The sequence below is a fragment of the Nitrospirota bacterium genome (assembly GCA_015233895.1).
Classification (GTDB): domain Bacteria; phylum Nitrospirota; class Thermodesulfovibrionia; order Thermodesulfovibrionales; family Magnetobacteriaceae; genus Magnetomonas.
This window is the reverse complement of the sequence record JADFXG010000048.1, coordinates 1-15430: the sequence shown is the minus strand read 5'-3', so window position 1 is coordinate 15430 and position 15430 is coordinate 1. Positions and strand designations below refer to the sequence as shown.

Below are 15430 nucleotides of genomic sequence, written 5' to 3'. Positions count from 1 at the left end.
AAAAGTAATCCTATATATGAAGGCGTAGGTGAGTATCGTGTTGAGCGTGGCGGCGGTTGGAGCAACGGGCCGCTAGGAATCAGAAGCTCACATAGAGTAGGGCTTAGTCCATCTTTTGGCCATCGTTCACTTGGTTTTCGTCTTGTGATGGTGAAATAATTTTGAAAATTAGCATAAAATCGGAATTTAGTATAGTGATTAATAGATACTCCAGGAGGTAATAAATGAGCAAAAGATATATAATTCCATTTTTAATCCTTGTCGTCTTTCTCTTGGTAAATGTTTCATCGTCGTTTGCCGATGACAAGGACGTGACAGCCAAAGAGGCAGCAGAAAAGAAAGCGGCTGCCGAAAAGAAAGATGCGGAAAACAGGGCAGCTATGGCAGCAAAAGAAGCTAGCATGAAAGAAGGTTACGTAGGAGCCGAAACATGTAAGGGCTGTCACCCTGAAAGTTATGAAGCGTATAAAGCGTCTGTCCACTCAAAGCCGCATGTAAAGGGTCCTGGTTCTAAGGATGCATGTGAAACCTGCCATGGTCCTGGCGCCAAACACGTTGAAAAAGGCGGTGGTAGAGGCGTAGATATATTTAACTTTGGCAAAAAGGTTGATCCAAAAGAAAAGAGCGCAAAGTGTCTGGAATGTCATCAGGAGAACAAGGCACAGGTATTTTGGAGTAACAGCAAACATAGTGCAGCGGCATCTGGTGTTTCCTGCGATTCTTGCCATCTGATTATGATAGGTAAAAACGATAAGTTTTTAAAGAAAACTCAGCCAGACCTTTGCTTTGATTGCCATAAAGACATCAGAGTACAGGCAAATAAGCAGTCTCACCATCCTATAATAGAAGGCAAGGTTCTGTGTAACGATTGCCACGATCCTCACGGTGAGTTAAATGCTAAGATGCTTAAAGCGGAATCTGTCAACGATCTGTGTTACAAGTGCCATGCTGAAAAAAGAGGTCCGTTTATGTGGGAACATCCCCCAGTAGCAGAGAATTGCGTGACATGCCACTCACCTCACGGCAGCAATCATTCACGGCTTCTCGTCATGCGTGTGCCAGAACTTTGTAAAGATTGCCACCAGGGTACCGGTCATGGTAATGCAACTTATAACGAAACGGCCACATTTGGTAAGACTACGATAGGAAACTATTCAACCATGATTAAAACCACTCTCAGGGCATGTGTGAACTGTCATATTAATCTTCATGGAAGCAATGGTCCTGGAATTTATGGCCAAAGATTCATTAGATAGGGGGATAAAAATGATAAAAGGGATACCAATGAAAGCAAAGATAGCAGTACTCGCAATCTTTTTAATACTCCTGCCGTTCTGTTTGGCTTTTGCAGAAGACTCAACGGATGGAAGCAGCAGTGCCAGCAGCGGCAGAGAACCTGTTTTGAAGATACCTAATTTGTCCGGTGAAATAACCATGACGGGACAGACGGTAGGCTTAACAGGCAATCCATCGAAATACAACGAATACAGAGACAATAAGGAAAACTATTTTTTGGGCAGCGTCAAACTGAAATACGACGACGATAAATACTGGTTTTACCTTAAAGCTGAGGATATCGGCTACGACACTCAGCATTACAAACTAGATGGTGGAATATATGGGATAGTCAAGTATAATTTGGAGTATAAAGAAATGCTCCATAACTACTCATTAAATGACAAAACCATATATAATGGTGCAGGGTCAAACAACCTGACCACAATGACCGGTTATGCAACCACTCCGGCAACAAGATGGAACTCCTTAGACTACACAATAGACAGGCAGCAAGAGGGCGGTGCAATAAGATTGGACGCTCTCAAACCTTTTTACATGGAGTTTGGTGCAAGCAGAGAGTCAAGGAATGGAACCAGACCACTTTCCGCAACCAATAGCAATGGTTCAAGCGGTCCGGTTACTGAATTTCCTCAGCCGATTGATTACGTAACGGATGTTTTAAGGGGTGAGATAGGGTACATAACAAAGCCTATTTTTGCATCAGCATATGTTACTTACACCGATTTCACTAATAGCAACGAAAACCTTTACTTCCAGAATATATATGCTGGAAGCAGCTCTATACCAAACAGAGTTGGGCAAACTGACACCATGACACTGCCGCCGAGTAATCAGAACTATAACTACGGTTTCAAAGGGTCAGCCGCACTTCCATTTAACAGCAGATTTAGTGTAAACATAAATGGTGGTGAGACAACGTCTGATGCAACCTACTTAACCTCCTCTCTGATTGGCCAGACTAACACAGTTCGCAACCCCTCATACACCTATACTTACGCCAATGGGGACAATACGTGGCATGGTAAGGTAGATACCGAGAACTATAATTTTGTTCTGAACACTAACCCTATTGCAGCTCTCGATGGCAACATTTTCTACAGATATCGCTCCCTGGAAAATAAATCTAATGACCCATCAGTAACCTCAAACACTGGAAATACAAATAATTATATTCCGGTCAATTATACCAAGGGCGATTTCGGAGTGGATCTTTCATACAAACTGCCAGCTCATTTTGTACTCTTCGGTGGTTTTAATTATGTCAACACCCACAATTCTATTGCTTTGAATGGTGGCCATATGGCATACGACATTCCCAAGACAGTTGACAATATTTGGAATGTTGGCTTGAAGTGGGCAGGGGTTGATTTCATGTCTGCTAAGATAGCGTATGAGAGAATGAACAGAGATGGTTCAAATAACTCCGATATATCTACAGCAACAGACAGATATGCAATTTACAAGAACGAATTTGACACCGGATCACAGAACAGGGATAAGCTCAAAATAGGCGTAGATATTTTCCCTATCGAAACATTGGACATAGGGCTTGGCTACAACTATAAAAGATCAGCATATGTTGATACTGTAATTGGTTTAAGAAACAGCACAACCAATGAGTATTATGTTGATGCCAGCTATGCAATTGGCAAGTACGTAAAGCTGAATGGTTATCTTGCTTTAGAAGATCTTAAAACCTATCAGTTTATGCGCACCTCCAGCGGAACTGGAAATGATGATCCTAGCGGTGCAACCCAAAACGCAACTAACTATAACTGGGATCTAACATATAGGGACAAAAGCCTGGATTATGGTGCAGGAATCGATATCTATATGATTCCTAAAAAAGTGACACTGAGAGTTCAGTATGATTCAGTGAGATCTGACGGAAGCGGTGATTTCACGATATTAAACCAGGCAGCTCTTAATACCCTGGGTAGCCCAACAGGCACTGCTACAACCATACTTCCCTCACAGAACAATAGCAATATAGACATTCCAAACATTGACGTCTATAGACTGAACACGATATTGGCTAAAGTAATGTGGAATGTTACTCATAACTTCTCGGTGTCAGCTGGATACGCATACCAGCACTACGCCTATGACGACTATGGTTACAACAACTACCCATCCACATACACAATAACTGATAACGCCGGTAATGTAAATTACCTTTCAGGTGCATACTCAGATCCGTCATACAATGCAAGTTTAGCATTCCTGACACTGAAGTACAGTTTTAAATAGTTAGAACATCGCAATAAATAACAAAAAGAACGAGAGAGCATAGCTCTCTCGTTCTTTTTTTGTTAACATGCAGCTTTTTATTTCATTAAGAAATGATTACGATTTATTTGTTATATTATTATATTGGAGTTCTTCTAATATGTTATGGCTGAGGAGGTATGCGATATATGGGCAAAATAATCGAAAGAGTTAAGAGCGACCCTAAAATATGCAGCGGTAAACCCTGTATAAGTGGAACAAGAATTCCAGTGCATATGATTCTTGACCTTCTTTCATCAAGAGAGAGTTTTGAAGATATTAAAAAAGCATATCCCAACATAGAAGACGAGGATATAATGGAATGCCTTAACTACGCATCCATGCTTGCTGATGAAGAGGTTGGAATTATTGCTTGAAGATAATTGCAGATGAAAATCTCTTTGCACCTATAGTCAATTACCTTGAGAGTCTCTGTAATGATGTTCTTATCCCAAGTAGAGACCGTTGCAAAAATAATATAATTGATTATTGATTTAACTCCGATAGATGGCTTAATTACTTTTATGGATGTAGAGAAAAGGACTGGATCCCGCAACAAGTGCGGGATGACAAAGGAGGGAAGGGTTCTTTTTCTGTCATTCCTGCGAAGGCAGGAATCCAGTTTTTTATTAGCTGAGTTAACTATAAAGACATTTTTGAGAATTTTGCAACGGTCTCAAGTAGCGTTCATATACAGAACTAAATGTCATAGTAAAAGATGAGATTACGACGTCGCTACGCTCCTCTTAATGACAGATAGGGATGCTCATGTACATTCCCACGCCGTCATTGCGAACCCCCGAAGGGGGTGTAGCAATCTCCTCTTTTGAGCGCAACTTGGTATTATTTGAAAACCTTGTCATTATAACACCTGATTGCGTGCGAATAAAAATGTCAGGTAAAGGTTAGTAATGTTTTTGTTTCAACTGCTATAGAGTATTACACATCAGCGCACTATATAACGATTCGGTTTTATCGAGCATTACCTCTATGGAATGATTTTTTAAGACAAATTCTTTTGCATTAGAAATCAGGCTGTTATACAGTGCGGGATTATTTATTAATCTAATAATTGCTGCTGAAAGTGCATCGTGGTCATTTGGAGGAATCAAAAGTCCTGTTTTTTCATCTTCTATAACCTCTGGCACTCCGCCCACTCCTGTTGCCGCAACCGGCACTCCTGCCGCCATAGACTGTAAAATGCTCTGAGGGATGCCCTCTGAGTGGGATGAAAGCACCGATACATTGCTTATCGCAAACACTGTGGTTACATCTTTTATATAACCGGCAAAGACTACATGTTTGGTTATTCCTAACTCTGAGGATAGTTTTAAGAGCGAATTTTTTTTAGGGCCGTCTCCGGCAAAAAGAAACACGGCCTGTGGAATCTCTGTGACCACTCTTTTTACTGCATTGAGAGTGACCTCATGTCCTTTTACGCCCCTTAATACTCCGACATTAGATATAACGATGGAATCGGTGGGTAGATTAAAAAGAGATTTTTTAAGTTCCGGAGTGCGCACTACGTTAAAAAAACGCTCTTCTACACCGGTAGGAATGCTTACTACCTTGTTTTCAGGAAACCCGCAATTTTTAACAAGGTTTTCTCTCATAGTGTCCCCACATGTTATAAACGACTGTGGCAGGTAGTGGATGAAGTTTAACAGGTTTCTTTTCAATGGGATATTGATGTGTCTGGTTCTGACAAGAGCTGGTACTCCGGCTAATCTTGCTGCAATGCCTCCTACCCAGGAGTCTTTTCCGCTATGAGTGTTAACAATGTCAAATTTCATGGCCTTTATATAACGGTACAGTTTAATCATTGTGACAATATCAAAAGAAGAGCTAAATGGCAGTGTGATACACTCTATGCCGCACTTTTGCGCCTCAGGGAGTAGTTTGGCATGCTCTCGGCAGGCAATGACAACATGGTGCCCTCGATTTTGCATTCCAATGGCTTCGGCAAGAACTCGTTTTTCCTGCCCTCCAAGGTCATCTGACCATTCGGTGTGAAGTATTCTCATAACGGTGATTATTTTAGTATTTTATAATACAGGCTGCTTAGAGCAGAGTGAGAGTTAATAAATAGTTTTTTCTTGAAATTTAATATCCCTATGTTTCCAATTGGAATGCGTTTAAGCCTGAGTGTGTCGGTGCTGGTACCCTTTTCAGTGGTAAAAAGAACGTTAAATCCGGCCTTTTGTGCTGCCTTTATGTATTCTTTAGTGTATATTCCCCAGGGCCAGCACAAAGCTGTACAGTTTTTGCTTAAACGTTCCTCAATAGCTGCCTTTGAGGATGTAATGTCATTGTACAGGTGGTTTAGCATATCGGATTTTTTATACGATTTGGCGTCCCATTTGTTATGTGTGTGAGTGTGTGATTGAACATCTATCAGCCCCGACTGTTCCATTGCCAAAAGTTCATCCCAGGACATCATTACCTCTGTGCTGTTAGTTTCAAGCGTTGCTTTACACTGGCTGTGGGTAGGAAGAGAGTCGGTAAACCCCTCATCCATGCGTTTTCGTAATCCTGCTGCTCCAATGTGACCTGTTATAACAAAAAAAACCGCCTTTAGTTGCAATGATTTTAATATCGGATAGGCATAAACCCAGTTATCAAGCCATCCGTCATCAAAGGTTATCATCACTGGTTTTGAAGGCATTTTGCCGGTTTTTATGATTTCCAAAAAATCTGATGTTGTTAAAGTTGTATAACCGTTATTTTTAAGAAAAGACATTTGTTTTTTAAACGTGTTTACATCCACAGTGATAAAGGCGCTGCCTTTTTCAGCGTTTTCTTTAAGAACGTTGACATGATGGTACATTAATATCGGTATTGCCGGCACTATGGTATTTTACTATAAAGGGCTAAAAATTGTAATATACCTCTTAGGTATGAGAGAGACTCCGGAAAGTATAACGATAGGTGGCGAAGAGTTTTTTTATGAAAAAATTCTCAAGGATGATTTCTTTTCTGTAAATGTCCTCTATAAAAGTGAAAGCGGGCGGCGGTATGTCATTAAACTATCTGATTTCAGGTTTATCTTTGGAGTTTTCTTAAGGCCGCTGGCTCAGTTTTTCTCAAGGCGTGAGTACAGGATTTATGAAAAAGTCAAAGATATTAGCGGAGTGCCAGCGCTTGGCCCACGATTTGGCAAACGCGGGTATTTTCACTTTTTTGTTGAGGGCATAACCCTGCATGAGTATAAGGGGATTTTACCTGACGATTTTTTCAATAATCTAAAAGAGATAATTGATGAAGTCCACAGAAGAAGAATCTTCTATCTTGATTTAAACAAACTTGGCAATATAATTGTTGGTACTGATAACAAACCCTATCTTATAGATTTTCAGGTCAGCATATATTTTAAGCCTATAAAGTGGTTTTTAGTTGGCAGGGTTATTGACTGGATTTTTAATAAACTCATTCGAGAGGACATTTACCATTTGTATAAGCATAAGAAGCGTTTTCGGCCTGATCTCATAACGCCGGAGGAACTTTCGTTTACAAAACGTACAGGGTTTAATAAGTGGTACAATATGCTGTTTGGGCAGCCATATCGCAAGGTGAAACGCATGATTTATCCCTCAGGGAGTAATGAAATCATATGGTACAAATGGCGAAAAGTTAAGGATAAATCAAAAACAATGCCGTAGGGAAATAAGCTGGGGAAATGGCGCTGCCCTGCCCTTATCTATTCCTTATATTTTGGGCTTCATGCTACAATACATCAACAAACTATAAGACGGAGGATTATTTTAATGTCAATGACTATAACAGAAAAGATACTTGCTGCTCATGCTGGGAAAGAGGCTGTGTCACCCGGAGAGCTTATAAATGCCGAACTTGACCTTATCCTTGCTAATGATATAACGGCTCCGATTGCGATAAAAGAGTTTATGAAAATAGGAGCTAAAACTGTTTTCGATAAAAACAAAGTTGCACTGATTCCTGATCACTTCGTTCCACAGAAGGATATTAAGGCTGCTGAGCAGTGCAAACTTCTGAGGGAGTTTTCCTCTGAGCAGGAGCTTAGTCTCTATTTTGAAGTAGGACGGATGGGTGTGGAACATGCGCTTTTGCCTGAGCAAGGGCTGGTGTTGCCGGGAGATGTTATAATTGGAGCCGACAGCCACACATGCACATATGGGGCGCTTGGGGCGTTTTCAACCGGTGTCGGCTCTACCGATGTTGCATCCGCTATGGCTACCGGATACCTGTGGTTTAAGGTGCCGGAGAGTATGAAATTTATCTATCACGGCAAACTCAACAAATGGGTTGGTGGTAAGGATTTGATACTCTACACGATTGGAGACATCGGAGTTGATGGTGCACTTTATTGTGCAATGGAGTTTGAGGGTGAGGTTATCAGAGCTCTCCCTATGCACGGCAGGCTTACCATGTGTAATATGGCAATTGAGGCCGGAGGAAAGAGCGGTATAGTTGTCCCTGATGACATAACTAAAGAATACGTTACAAAGAGAGCAAAGAGAGAGTTTCGCTTTTACACATCTGATAAGGACGCTAAGTATGCTGCAGTTAAAGAATATGACTGCTCAAAGATTGAGCCAACTGTCGCATGTCCTCATCTTCCCTCAAACACAAAACCAGCTAAGGAGCTTACCAATATCAGCATTGACCAGGTTGTAGTGGGCTCATGCACAAACGGACGTCTGGAGGATTTACGCGAGGCAGCTTCTGTCATAAAGGGACGCAGGGTTAATCCAAATATCAGAATGATAGTGATTCCGGCAACCCAGGAGATTTACAAAAGTGCAATGAAAGAGGGACTCCTTGAAATATTTATAGATGCTGAGGCGGTGGTCTCAACCCCCACCTGTGGCCCATGTTTGGGCGGATACATGGGGATACTGGCAAAAGGGGAGCGTGCAATTGCCACCACAAACAGAAACTTTGTCGGACGTATGGGACACACCGAATCCGAGGTGTATCTTTCAAATCCTGCCGTAGCTGCGGCTTCCGCTGTGTTGGGTCGGATAGGACTGCCTGAGGAGCTTGGATTATGATACCAAGCCGCATTCATTTGCCTAACTTTGTTGGCTTCGTCAAAAGCTCCTCAACGTACTGAAAGTACGCCTACGTCGCTTTCTCCTTGTCGCCTCGTTATGCTTCTGACTGCAGCTCGGTATGGAGTGTGTTATGTAGAAGATATTGGAGTGCCTTAATTGGGCTTAACAGACAAACTTAAAAAACGGTTGCATGGCGCTTTTTTCAGGCGGAATTTAAAGACCGACTCCGTAGGTTTTAGATTGGGAGTGGGGAGTAGTTCGTTCTCATCTAAGGCTGAAGAGAAGAAAATCCTGAAAGAAGCTCTCGATAAATCATCGTCTTACAACAGACACCTTCTGATGATTTTTATAGGCTTCCTTGCGTATGTTCTTGTAATTGTTGTTGGAACAGCTGACAGGATGCTTGTTATGCCCGATAGCACCGTAAAGCTGCCAATTCTCAGCGCTGATGTTCCGGTTAAGACTTTTTATTCCATCACTCCGCTTATCATCTGGATTTTGCACCTGAATATATTTTTAAATCTCTACTTTCACACAGATAAAGTTTATTTATGGGCGGAAAACTCACAAGGTATGAATGAACATTTACATCCTTTTATTTTTAACTTTAAAATAAAGAAAAGCGGCAATTTTATTGTAAACGTCCTCTTAACTTTTATTCTTTATTTTTTGTACTACATCGCGCCTCTTGTCGTTTTGGTTTGGGTTAATTTACGGTTTTTGCCTTACCACAGTTACTTCATAACCGGTGTTCATCATTGGGTTACAACGTTAGATTCTCTAATGTCGTTAGTCTTTCTTACAATTCTTATTATTGTTGATAACCAGTTTAATAAATACGATTGGTTCAGCTTAAAGACGCTTTGGAATTTCTCTAAAAAAATACTTGTTTATTTTTTGATAATTGTTACGCCATTTGGCTCTTGGACAGTCCTTAAAATTCCTGAAACAAACTATGAAACATTTCCGTTTATATTCAGATGGTTACCGTATATAATAAAACCAGAGATACTTAATAATCGTACTCTCGGTAACATTACAATAACCGATGTAATTCACCGAAATCTTAAAGTACCTGAAGAAAAATTTCTTCTTAAAGAAGTAAGTGATATAATTATTGCGCGTTACCTTTCCGACAATAAAACTAAAGAGGACGCCGAACGTGATTATTCAAAAGGGATTGACTTAAAAGAAAGGGACTTGAGGTTTGGCAAGTTTTATAAAGCTGTCTTTTTAAATGCTGATTTAAGAGGAGTTAAATTAGATAAAGCAAATTTTTTTGAAGCCAACCTTCAGGGTGCAAAGTTTGATAGAGATTTAGATCATATACCAACCAGTTTACGGGGTGCTCTTTTATGGTATGCTGATTTACAGGGGGCTGTTTTAATATCTGCTGATTTACAGGAGGCTTATTTCGGGTATGCTAACTTACAAGGGGCTTTTTTACCGAAAGCTGACTTGCAAGGGGCTTTTTTCGGGTATAATGGGATGGATGAATCACGGCCTGCTAACTTACAAGTGGCTAATTTAAGCGAAGATAACTTGAGTGGAGCCTATTTGGGGTATGCTAACTTACAAGGGGCTGATTTAAGCAATGCTAACTTGAGTGGAGCCTCTTTGGGGTATGCTAACTTACAAGGGGCTGATTTAAGCAATGCTAACTTGAGTGGGGCTTATTTACAGGGGGCTTCGCTAAAATGTGCAGATTTGACAAAAGCTACACTTCATGGCATAAATTATGACAACATTAGTAGTATAAACATGAAAAACAATTTAGATTATGATAATCTGACAAAAATAGAACGTAGCTCAGCTTTTGTAAATATTAAGCACATTATAAAGTCCGCAAAAAAAAGATGTAGAAAGTTTGACGAAAAAGCCAAAAACGAACTGGTTACATTATTAGAAAATAACAACAATTTAACCGAGTTTATTAATGTGAGTAGCTGGATGGCTTGTGAAAGCCTTGAAATGGCAAAAGCGGTTTTGAGAAATTCAGATTATATTAATATCAAAGACAATAGAACCGATGCTGATGAAATTAAAAAATATATGGAAAAGAACTGTCCCGCAGTTTTACAGAAAGTTGGTAAGGAACGACAGTAATAGAGATTTGTTCCAAATTTATCGTTGATATTCAATGTGTCATTTTGATTCCGAACTGTTATACTAAATCAGGATTGAGAGTGTGGTATTTTGAAATGATTAAAGAGTTAGACAAAACTGATAGGATGGTAAGTAGTGCGGGGATTCCCTCACCGCTTGCAAATGCTATAAGGACAATTGTTCAGGTAGCAAAACCTGACAAGATAATCCTCTTTGGTTCTTATGCCACAGGCACACAAAACACCGGTAGTGATTATGACCTTCTCGTTTTAAAAAAGAATCTAAAGAACCAGAGAAAATTAGTGCAAAATATATATCTGCATTTTAAAAATATTGGTGCTCCTGTTGATGTTTTAGCATTAGACCTTGACAGATTTGCTGAGCTTAAAGACGACCCGTACATGATTTACTACGAGGCAGATAAAAATGGGAAGGTTATCTATGAAAAATATCCTGAAAGCAAGGGAATGGCTTAAAAGAGCGAAAAGTAACCTTGCCCGTGCCCGCCTTGGTAAGGTTTCTGATGAAATACTATACGAGGATATTTGCTTTGATGCACAACAGGCTGTTGAAAAGGCTTTGAAAGCTGTGTGTGTCATAAACGAAATAAATTTTAACAGGGCTCACGACATATCCTACCTTATTGACTTGCTTGATACGGTAAATATAAAACTCCCACAAAAACTACACAGAGCAAAACTTTTAACAAACTATGCTGTTGAAACACGGTATCCTGGTGATTATATGCAGGTTGATAAAGATATGTATGAGGATGCATTAAAATTGCGGAAATGGTTCTAAAATGGGTTGATGATAATTTGGAGAAGGAGCATGGATTTAAACGTATATAAATACTATCTGAGGTATGGCCTTGACGATAACTATCATACCGTGTGTTCTAACTGCCAGAGCGATAACGTCATATCCTTTGACACGGACGAGCATATGTGTAATCACTGCGGACAACCGCTTAATATACGTCGGTACCCAGTCTCTATAATTGCTATCAGAGGGAATCATATAACCTCGGCTGTTATAAGAGATAAAGACGGATTACGTGTCGTATGCGGCAGTTGCGGGCTGATTATCTATGTCAAGTGCGAAGGAGAGGAGTTTATAAACTGTAGCGATTGCGGAATACGTATAGATTATGGCAGCTATCCGGACTAATTCCACACCTCTTTCACTGGCAGTCAATTACGACTCTCTTTCATCAAGCTGTAAGAAAAGCTTGTTAGCTACAAAGGTTAGTGCCTTTTCAGACAGAGAAGAGAATTCAAAATGGATAGTAAAAATAGATTTAATAAATCTTTTAATCTTCTCGTCTGTTTAGCGGGCAGCGCCCTCTCTTACTACTTTCCCTTACCTATTTCCTTATCTATTTCTTATACACAGTACTTAATGTTATAATACGTCAACAAACTATGAGTGTTGAAGCACGGATTTCATCTATGGGATTAACTCTCCCACAGGCTCCAAAACCAGTGGCCTCCTACGTAACTTGTGTGGCGGCCGGAAATCTGCTATTTTTAAGCGGAGTGCTCCCATTCAGAGACGGGAAACTTACGAGAGTCGGCAGGGTAGGGCGCGAAATAACCATTGAAGATGGTAAAGAGGATGCCGCTACGGTTGTGCTAAATGCCCTTGCCATTGTCAAAGATGCAATCGGTAGTTTGGATAAAATCAGGAGGTGTGTAAAAGTGACAGGTTTTGTATCATGCGGGGAGGATTTTTACAGACATCCTGAGGTGATAAATGGGGCATCGGATTTACTGTTTCAGATTTTGGGAGAAAACGGGCTGCATGCACGGGCTGCTGTCGGCGCCGTCTCACTTCCCCTTAATTCACCGGTAGAAATAGATTTTATATTTGAAGTGGCCTCATAATGCCTAAACCAATTGTAGTATTAGCCGGCAGGCAAAACGTGGGGAAATCTACCATCTTTAACCGGATGACCAAAAGCCGCACCGCTATCGTCAAAGATGAGCCCGGCGTAACGCGGGACAGAATATACGGAGAGGCAGAGTGGGAGGGCAGAAAGTTTGCGGTTATTGATACCGGCGGGTTCATTATAGGTGATGAGGACGAACTTTTGACCATGGTCAGGGATCACGCTCTGATTGGCCTTGAGGAGGCCGATGTAATTGTTCAGGTTCTTGACGGCAAGGATGGGCTTACGCCAGGAGATTTAGAGCTTGCCTCAGTCATCAGAAAATACAACAAGGAGATTATCTGGGTTGTTAATAAAATAGACAGCCCTAAAAATACCGGACGAATACCGGATTTCTATCCGCTTGGGGCTTCAGTTATACCGGTTTCCGGCGAGCACGCTTTTAACTTTGATGAGTACATGGATGAAGTCATAAGCCGTTTTAAGCCGGAGTCCTATTATGAAGAGCCGCCGTCGGATTATCCGAGGGTGGCAATAGTTGGGCGGCCAAACGTTGGCAAATCAACCCTTGTAAATGCTCTGCTGGGAAAAGAGAAGATGATAGTAAGTGCCGTTAGCGGCACAACCCGCGACTCTGTGGACAGTCTGTGCAGTTTCTATGGGCGTAAGTATATGCTGGTAGATACGGCAGGGCTTAGAAAGAAAAACCGGATAACTTATGACGTAGAGAGGTTTTCCTCAATACGCGCAATACGGAGCATAGAGAGGGCGGATGTGGTAATCTTAGTAATTGATGCCACAGCAGGGGTTGTCGAGCAGGACAAAAAGATTGCAAGCCTCATAGACAAAGCTGGAAAAGGAATGATTATTTTGGTAAACAAGTGGGATCTTTTAGAAGAGCCAGAAAAGGCATTCCACGAATTTCAGGACCTAATTGAACGAGAGTTAAATTTTGCCAAATATGCATCAGTTTTAACTACATCCGGTATAAATAAACAGCGAATAACCAAGGTGTTTCCAATTATTGATGAGGTCATGGAACAGCGGACACTGAGAGTAACAACGGGGCTGTTAAACAATCTTTCGGAGATGATAAACCGTGCGCTGCCACTTCATAAGGGTAAGCAGACCCGTGTGTTTTACATGACTCAGGTTGATATAAATCCTCCCCAGTTTACAATCTTTGTAAACTACAAGGAGGCTGTCAGAGACCATCACATACGTTACATAGAGGGTATGATACGAAAAGAGTATCCGTTTAAAGGGACTCCGATAAAGATTTATGTAAGAAGCAAAAGCCGATAAAGAGCGGGGGAAATAGTTTACAGTAAAGCCGACATCAGTTCTGGTCTGTGTTCATGTTGCTCAAAACCCTTTAAAATGTAGTATATGTCTTAAAGATAAAACACATTACCTTCTGCATATAAAGCCTTAAAATCGTTTGCAGGAGTTTCGATCTATGGTTTTACACACTATAAGTTTCATACTAACACACTTTCATACTTATAGGATCCTTTGTAATAAAAATATCTCTTGCTATATTTATGTTATCTTACTGCGAAAGTTGAGTTGCTAAATGAGCAAGTTATTCGTGCCTGGTGCCTTAGTGTTTATCAAGCTTTTTCCACATTGTTATTTTTATCGGTTCATCTAAAAGCCGATCGGATTTCCCCACGATGTTTGTGACGTGGGGGGTCTGAAAGTGCGCATTAATGTCTTCCATGCTACGCCAGATTTCGTAAAACATGAATCGCCCTTTGCTTTCCACGTCATGGTGGAGATAGTACCCTATGCACCCGTCTTCTTTCCTCGTTGGCTCAATAAGTGCCAGAAGCTCTTCCTTTACCTCGTCCTCCAGGCCGGCTTTTGCGCTCACGTACGCTACGACGACTATTTCATCGTTTCCCATAGAATTCTTCTCCTTAGTCTGCTTACAAATAGTTGTAGAATGTTTATCGAATAATAGCTATAAAGTGATGATATATGATGGTTATCATATCACAAAACACCTAAAAACATCAATGAAATCTAAACTGAAGAAGATAAAGTCTTCTTAATAAACCATTCTGTAAAAAATCACACGTAAAAAAAGAAAAACACGTTCCGCTCAAAGCCCTGTAATTTAAACCTTTTAATTGTGGCGATTTAGACATTAATTTTACAACCACAACCGCCTGATGCCGTTCTTTAGACGTTTGTGTTTGATAATTCAGTAAAAAAAATACAAATAAAGAAAAAGTCCTATAACACCAAATATCAAAAACAACACAAGCAATTTTCCCTGCACATTAATTATGTACTGAAATGTTGTAAAGTTGCCTGTATTGATTTTTAGGAATTTAATTAATGGGATACATATTCCAGCTGCAAGCATTATCGGAACACCAACCAATATAAATATTCCAGCACGCCCCGTTATGTTATTCATAATGTTAAGTTTATCAAGCATATACGCATCTGCCAATATGCCTGATATAAAAGCCAATAAAAACACAACGGCAACGAACAAATCTTTTATATTTATGCGTTTATTCATACAAATTTGTTATATCAAAATTCTACACCGATGATGGGTCAATTTTCAATGTTTATTGACATCTTTTAAAAAATAATATTTTCAATATGTCATTTATTATGGGGCTGCTAAAATAAACATAGAAAGAATAAGGAGGCACGGTGGTTCGAGTTGTTGTCCATGAGAAAGGATATTATTGACAAGGGTTTTATACTTATGGGTTATTTTTCTCATAAAGTGCAATAGTTACAATATAATCGGACAATAGGTTAAAATAACTCCATTATAAAGACGATGGTTATTCAGTTGTGGTGTAGA

At 40.3% G+C, this 15430-nt stretch carries 15 protein-coding genes and 1 pseudogene; 12 read left to right on the top strand and 4 right to left on the bottom strand.

Annotated elements, in window-relative coordinates; genetic code table 11:
* The 4 genes from HQK88_16795 to HQK88_16780 all read left to right on the top strand — a co-directional run.
* Nucleotides 1-159 (top strand): formylglycine-generating enzyme family protein (locus HQK88_16795; GenBank protein MBF0618458.1); only part of this gene is annotated, 159 nt, incomplete at its 5' end.
* Nucleotides 160-224: 65 nt separating this feature from the next.
* A complete protein-coding gene (locus tag HQK88_16790) occupies nt 225-1256 on the top strand; it encodes a DmsE family decaheme c-type cytochrome (GenBank protein MBF0618457.1) in 1032 nt (343 codons plus the stop codon).
* 10 nt (nt 1257-1266) lie between these two features.
* Complete coding sequence (locus HQK88_16785) at nt 1267-3549, top strand: MtrB/PioB family outer membrane beta-barrel protein (protein ID MBF0618456.1); 2283 nt, start codon at nt 1267-1269, stop codon at nt 3547-3549.
* Between the two features lie 167 nt (nt 3550-3716).
* The gene (locus HQK88_16780; protein MBF0618455.1) at nt 3717-3944 is read left to right on the top strand and encodes a DUF433 domain-containing protein; all 228 of its coding nucleotides are present in this window, start codon (nt 3717-3719) and stop codon (nt 3942-3944) included.
* A 552-nt stretch (nt 3945-4496) separates the two neighbouring features.
* On the opposite strand, the gene HQK88_16775 is transcribed toward HQK88_16780, so the two are convergent.
* Both HQK88_16775 and HQK88_16770 read right to left on the bottom strand, forming a co-directional pair.
* Nucleotides 4497-5591 carry a glycosyltransferase family 4 protein gene (locus HQK88_16775; protein ID MBF0618454.1) on the bottom strand — a complete coding sequence of 365 codons (1095 nt, stop codon included), beginning with the start codon at nt 5589-5591 and terminating at the stop codon, nt 4497-4499.
* Between the two features lie 8 nt (nt 5592-5599).
* A complete protein-coding gene (locus tag HQK88_16770) occupies nt 5600-6415 on the bottom strand; it encodes a polysaccharide deacetylase family protein (GenBank protein ID MBF0618453.1) in 816 nt (271 codons plus the stop codon).
* Nucleotide 6416: 1 nt separating this feature from the next.
* On the opposite strand from HQK88_16770, the gene HQK88_16765 reads away from it, so the two are divergent.
* From HQK88_16765 to der, 8 genes and pseudogenes are all read left to right on the top strand, one after another.
* Nucleotides 6417-7226, top strand: a complete 810-nt coding sequence (locus tag HQK88_16765) for a hypothetical protein (GenBank protein MBF0618452.1) — start codon at nt 6417-6419, stop codon at nt 7224-7226.
* Between the two features lie 105 nt (nt 7227-7331).
* A complete protein-coding gene (leuC, locus tag HQK88_16760; GenBank protein ID MBF0618451.1) occupies nt 7332-8597 on the top strand; it encodes a 3-isopropylmalate dehydratase large subunit in 1266 nt (421 codons plus the stop codon).
* 342 nt (nt 8598-8939) lie between these two features.
* Nucleotides 8940-10706 carry a pentapeptide repeat-containing protein gene (locus HQK88_16755; protein ID MBF0618450.1) on the top strand — a complete coding sequence of 589 codons (1767 nt, stop codon included), beginning with the start codon at nt 8940-8942 and terminating at the stop codon, nt 10704-10706.
* Between the two features lie 95 nt (nt 10707-10801).
* The gene (locus HQK88_16750; protein MBF0618449.1) at nt 10802-11182 is read left to right on the top strand and encodes a nucleotidyltransferase domain-containing protein; all 381 of its coding nucleotides are present in this window, start codon (nt 10802-10804) and stop codon (nt 11180-11182) included.
* Nucleotides 11148-11557: pseudogene (locus HQK88_16745) on the top strand (HEPN domain-containing protein). The gene HQK88_16750 and the pseudogene HQK88_16745 overlap by 35 nt, the downstream one beginning before the upstream one ends.
* Nucleotides 11538-11876: a hypothetical protein gene (locus HQK88_16740; protein ID MBF0618448.1), complete on the top strand. Its 339-nt coding sequence runs from the start codon at nt 11538-11540 to the stop codon at nt 11874-11876. Before HQK88_16745 ends, HQK88_16740 begins: the two are co-directional and overlap by 20 nt.
* Nucleotides 11877-12130: 254 nt before the next feature.
* On the top strand, nt 12131-12592 hold the full coding sequence (locus tag HQK88_16735) for a RidA family protein (GenBank protein ID MBF0618447.1): 462 nt from the start codon (nt 12131-12133) through the stop codon (nt 12590-12592).
* On the top strand, nt 12592-13902 hold the full coding sequence (gene der / locus HQK88_16730) for a ribosome biogenesis GTPase Der (GenBank protein MBF0618446.1): 1311 nt from the start codon (nt 12592-12594) through the stop codon (nt 13900-13902). Before HQK88_16735 ends, der begins: the two co-directional genes overlap by 1 nt.
* A 298-nt stretch (nt 13903-14200) precedes the next feature.
* On the opposite strand, the gene HQK88_16725 is transcribed toward der, so the two are convergent.
* Nucleotides 14201-14506, bottom strand: coding sequence for an antibiotic biosynthesis monooxygenase (locus HQK88_16725; protein ID MBF0618445.1), 306 nt, complete (start codon nt 14504-14506; stop codon nt 14201-14203).
* 300 nt (nt 14507-14806) lie between these two features.
* Complete coding sequence (locus HQK88_16720) at nt 14807-15133, bottom strand: hypothetical protein (GenBank protein MBF0618444.1); 327 nt, start codon at nt 15131-15133, stop codon at nt 14807-14809.
* Between the last annotated feature and the right edge of the window lie 297 nt (nt 15134-15430).

What these genes read in the sequence shown, in the direction of transcription:
- HQK88_16765 (MBF0618452.1), top strand. Translation starts at nt 6,417, where the DNA reads ATGGTATTTTACTATAAAGGGCTAAAAATTGTAATATACCTCTTAGGT.
- HQK88_16780 (MBF0618455.1), top strand. Translation starts at nt 3,717, where the DNA reads ATGGGCAAAATAATCGAAAGAGTTAAGAGCGACCCTAAAATATGCAGC.
- HQK88_16725 (MBF0618445.1), bottom strand. Translation starts at nt 14,506, where the DNA reads ATGGGAAACGATGAAATAGTCGTCGTAGCGTACGTGAGCGCAAAAGCC.
- der (MBF0618446.1), top strand. Translation starts at nt 12,592, where the DNA reads ATGCCTAAACCAATTGTAGTATTAGCCGGCAGGCAAAACGTGGGGAAA.
- HQK88_16790 (MBF0618457.1), top strand. Translation starts at nt 225, where the DNA reads ATGAGCAAAAGATATATAATTCCATTTTTAATCCTTGTCGTCTTTCTC.
- HQK88_16775 (MBF0618454.1), bottom strand. Translation starts at nt 5,591, where the DNA reads ATGAGAATACTTCACACCGAATGGTCAGATGACCTTGGAGGGCAGGAA.
- HQK88_16735 (MBF0618447.1), top strand. Translation starts at nt 12,131, where the DNA reads ATGAGTGTTGAAGCACGGATTTCATCTATGGGATTAACTCTCCCACAG.
- HQK88_16785 (MBF0618456.1), top strand. Translation starts at nt 1,267, where the DNA reads ATGATAAAAGGGATACCAATGAAAGCAAAGATAGCAGTACTCGCAATC.
- HQK88_16755 (MBF0618450.1), top strand. Translation starts at nt 8,940, where the DNA reads ATGATTTTTATAGGCTTCCTTGCGTATGTTCTTGTAATTGTTGTTGGA.
- HQK88_16720 (MBF0618444.1), bottom strand. Translation starts at nt 15,133, where the DNA reads ATGAATAAACGCATAAATATAAAAGATTTGTTCGTTGCCGTTGTGTTT.
- HQK88_16750 (MBF0618449.1), top strand. Translation starts at nt 10,802, where the DNA reads ATGATTAAAGAGTTAGACAAAACTGATAGGATGGTAAGTAGTGCGGGG.
- HQK88_16740 (MBF0618448.1), top strand. Translation starts at nt 11,538, where the DNA reads ATGGATTTAAACGTATATAAATACTATCTGAGGTATGGCCTTGACGAT.
- leuC (MBF0618451.1), top strand. Translation starts at nt 7,332, where the DNA reads ATGTCAATGACTATAACAGAAAAGATACTTGCTGCTCATGCTGGGAAA.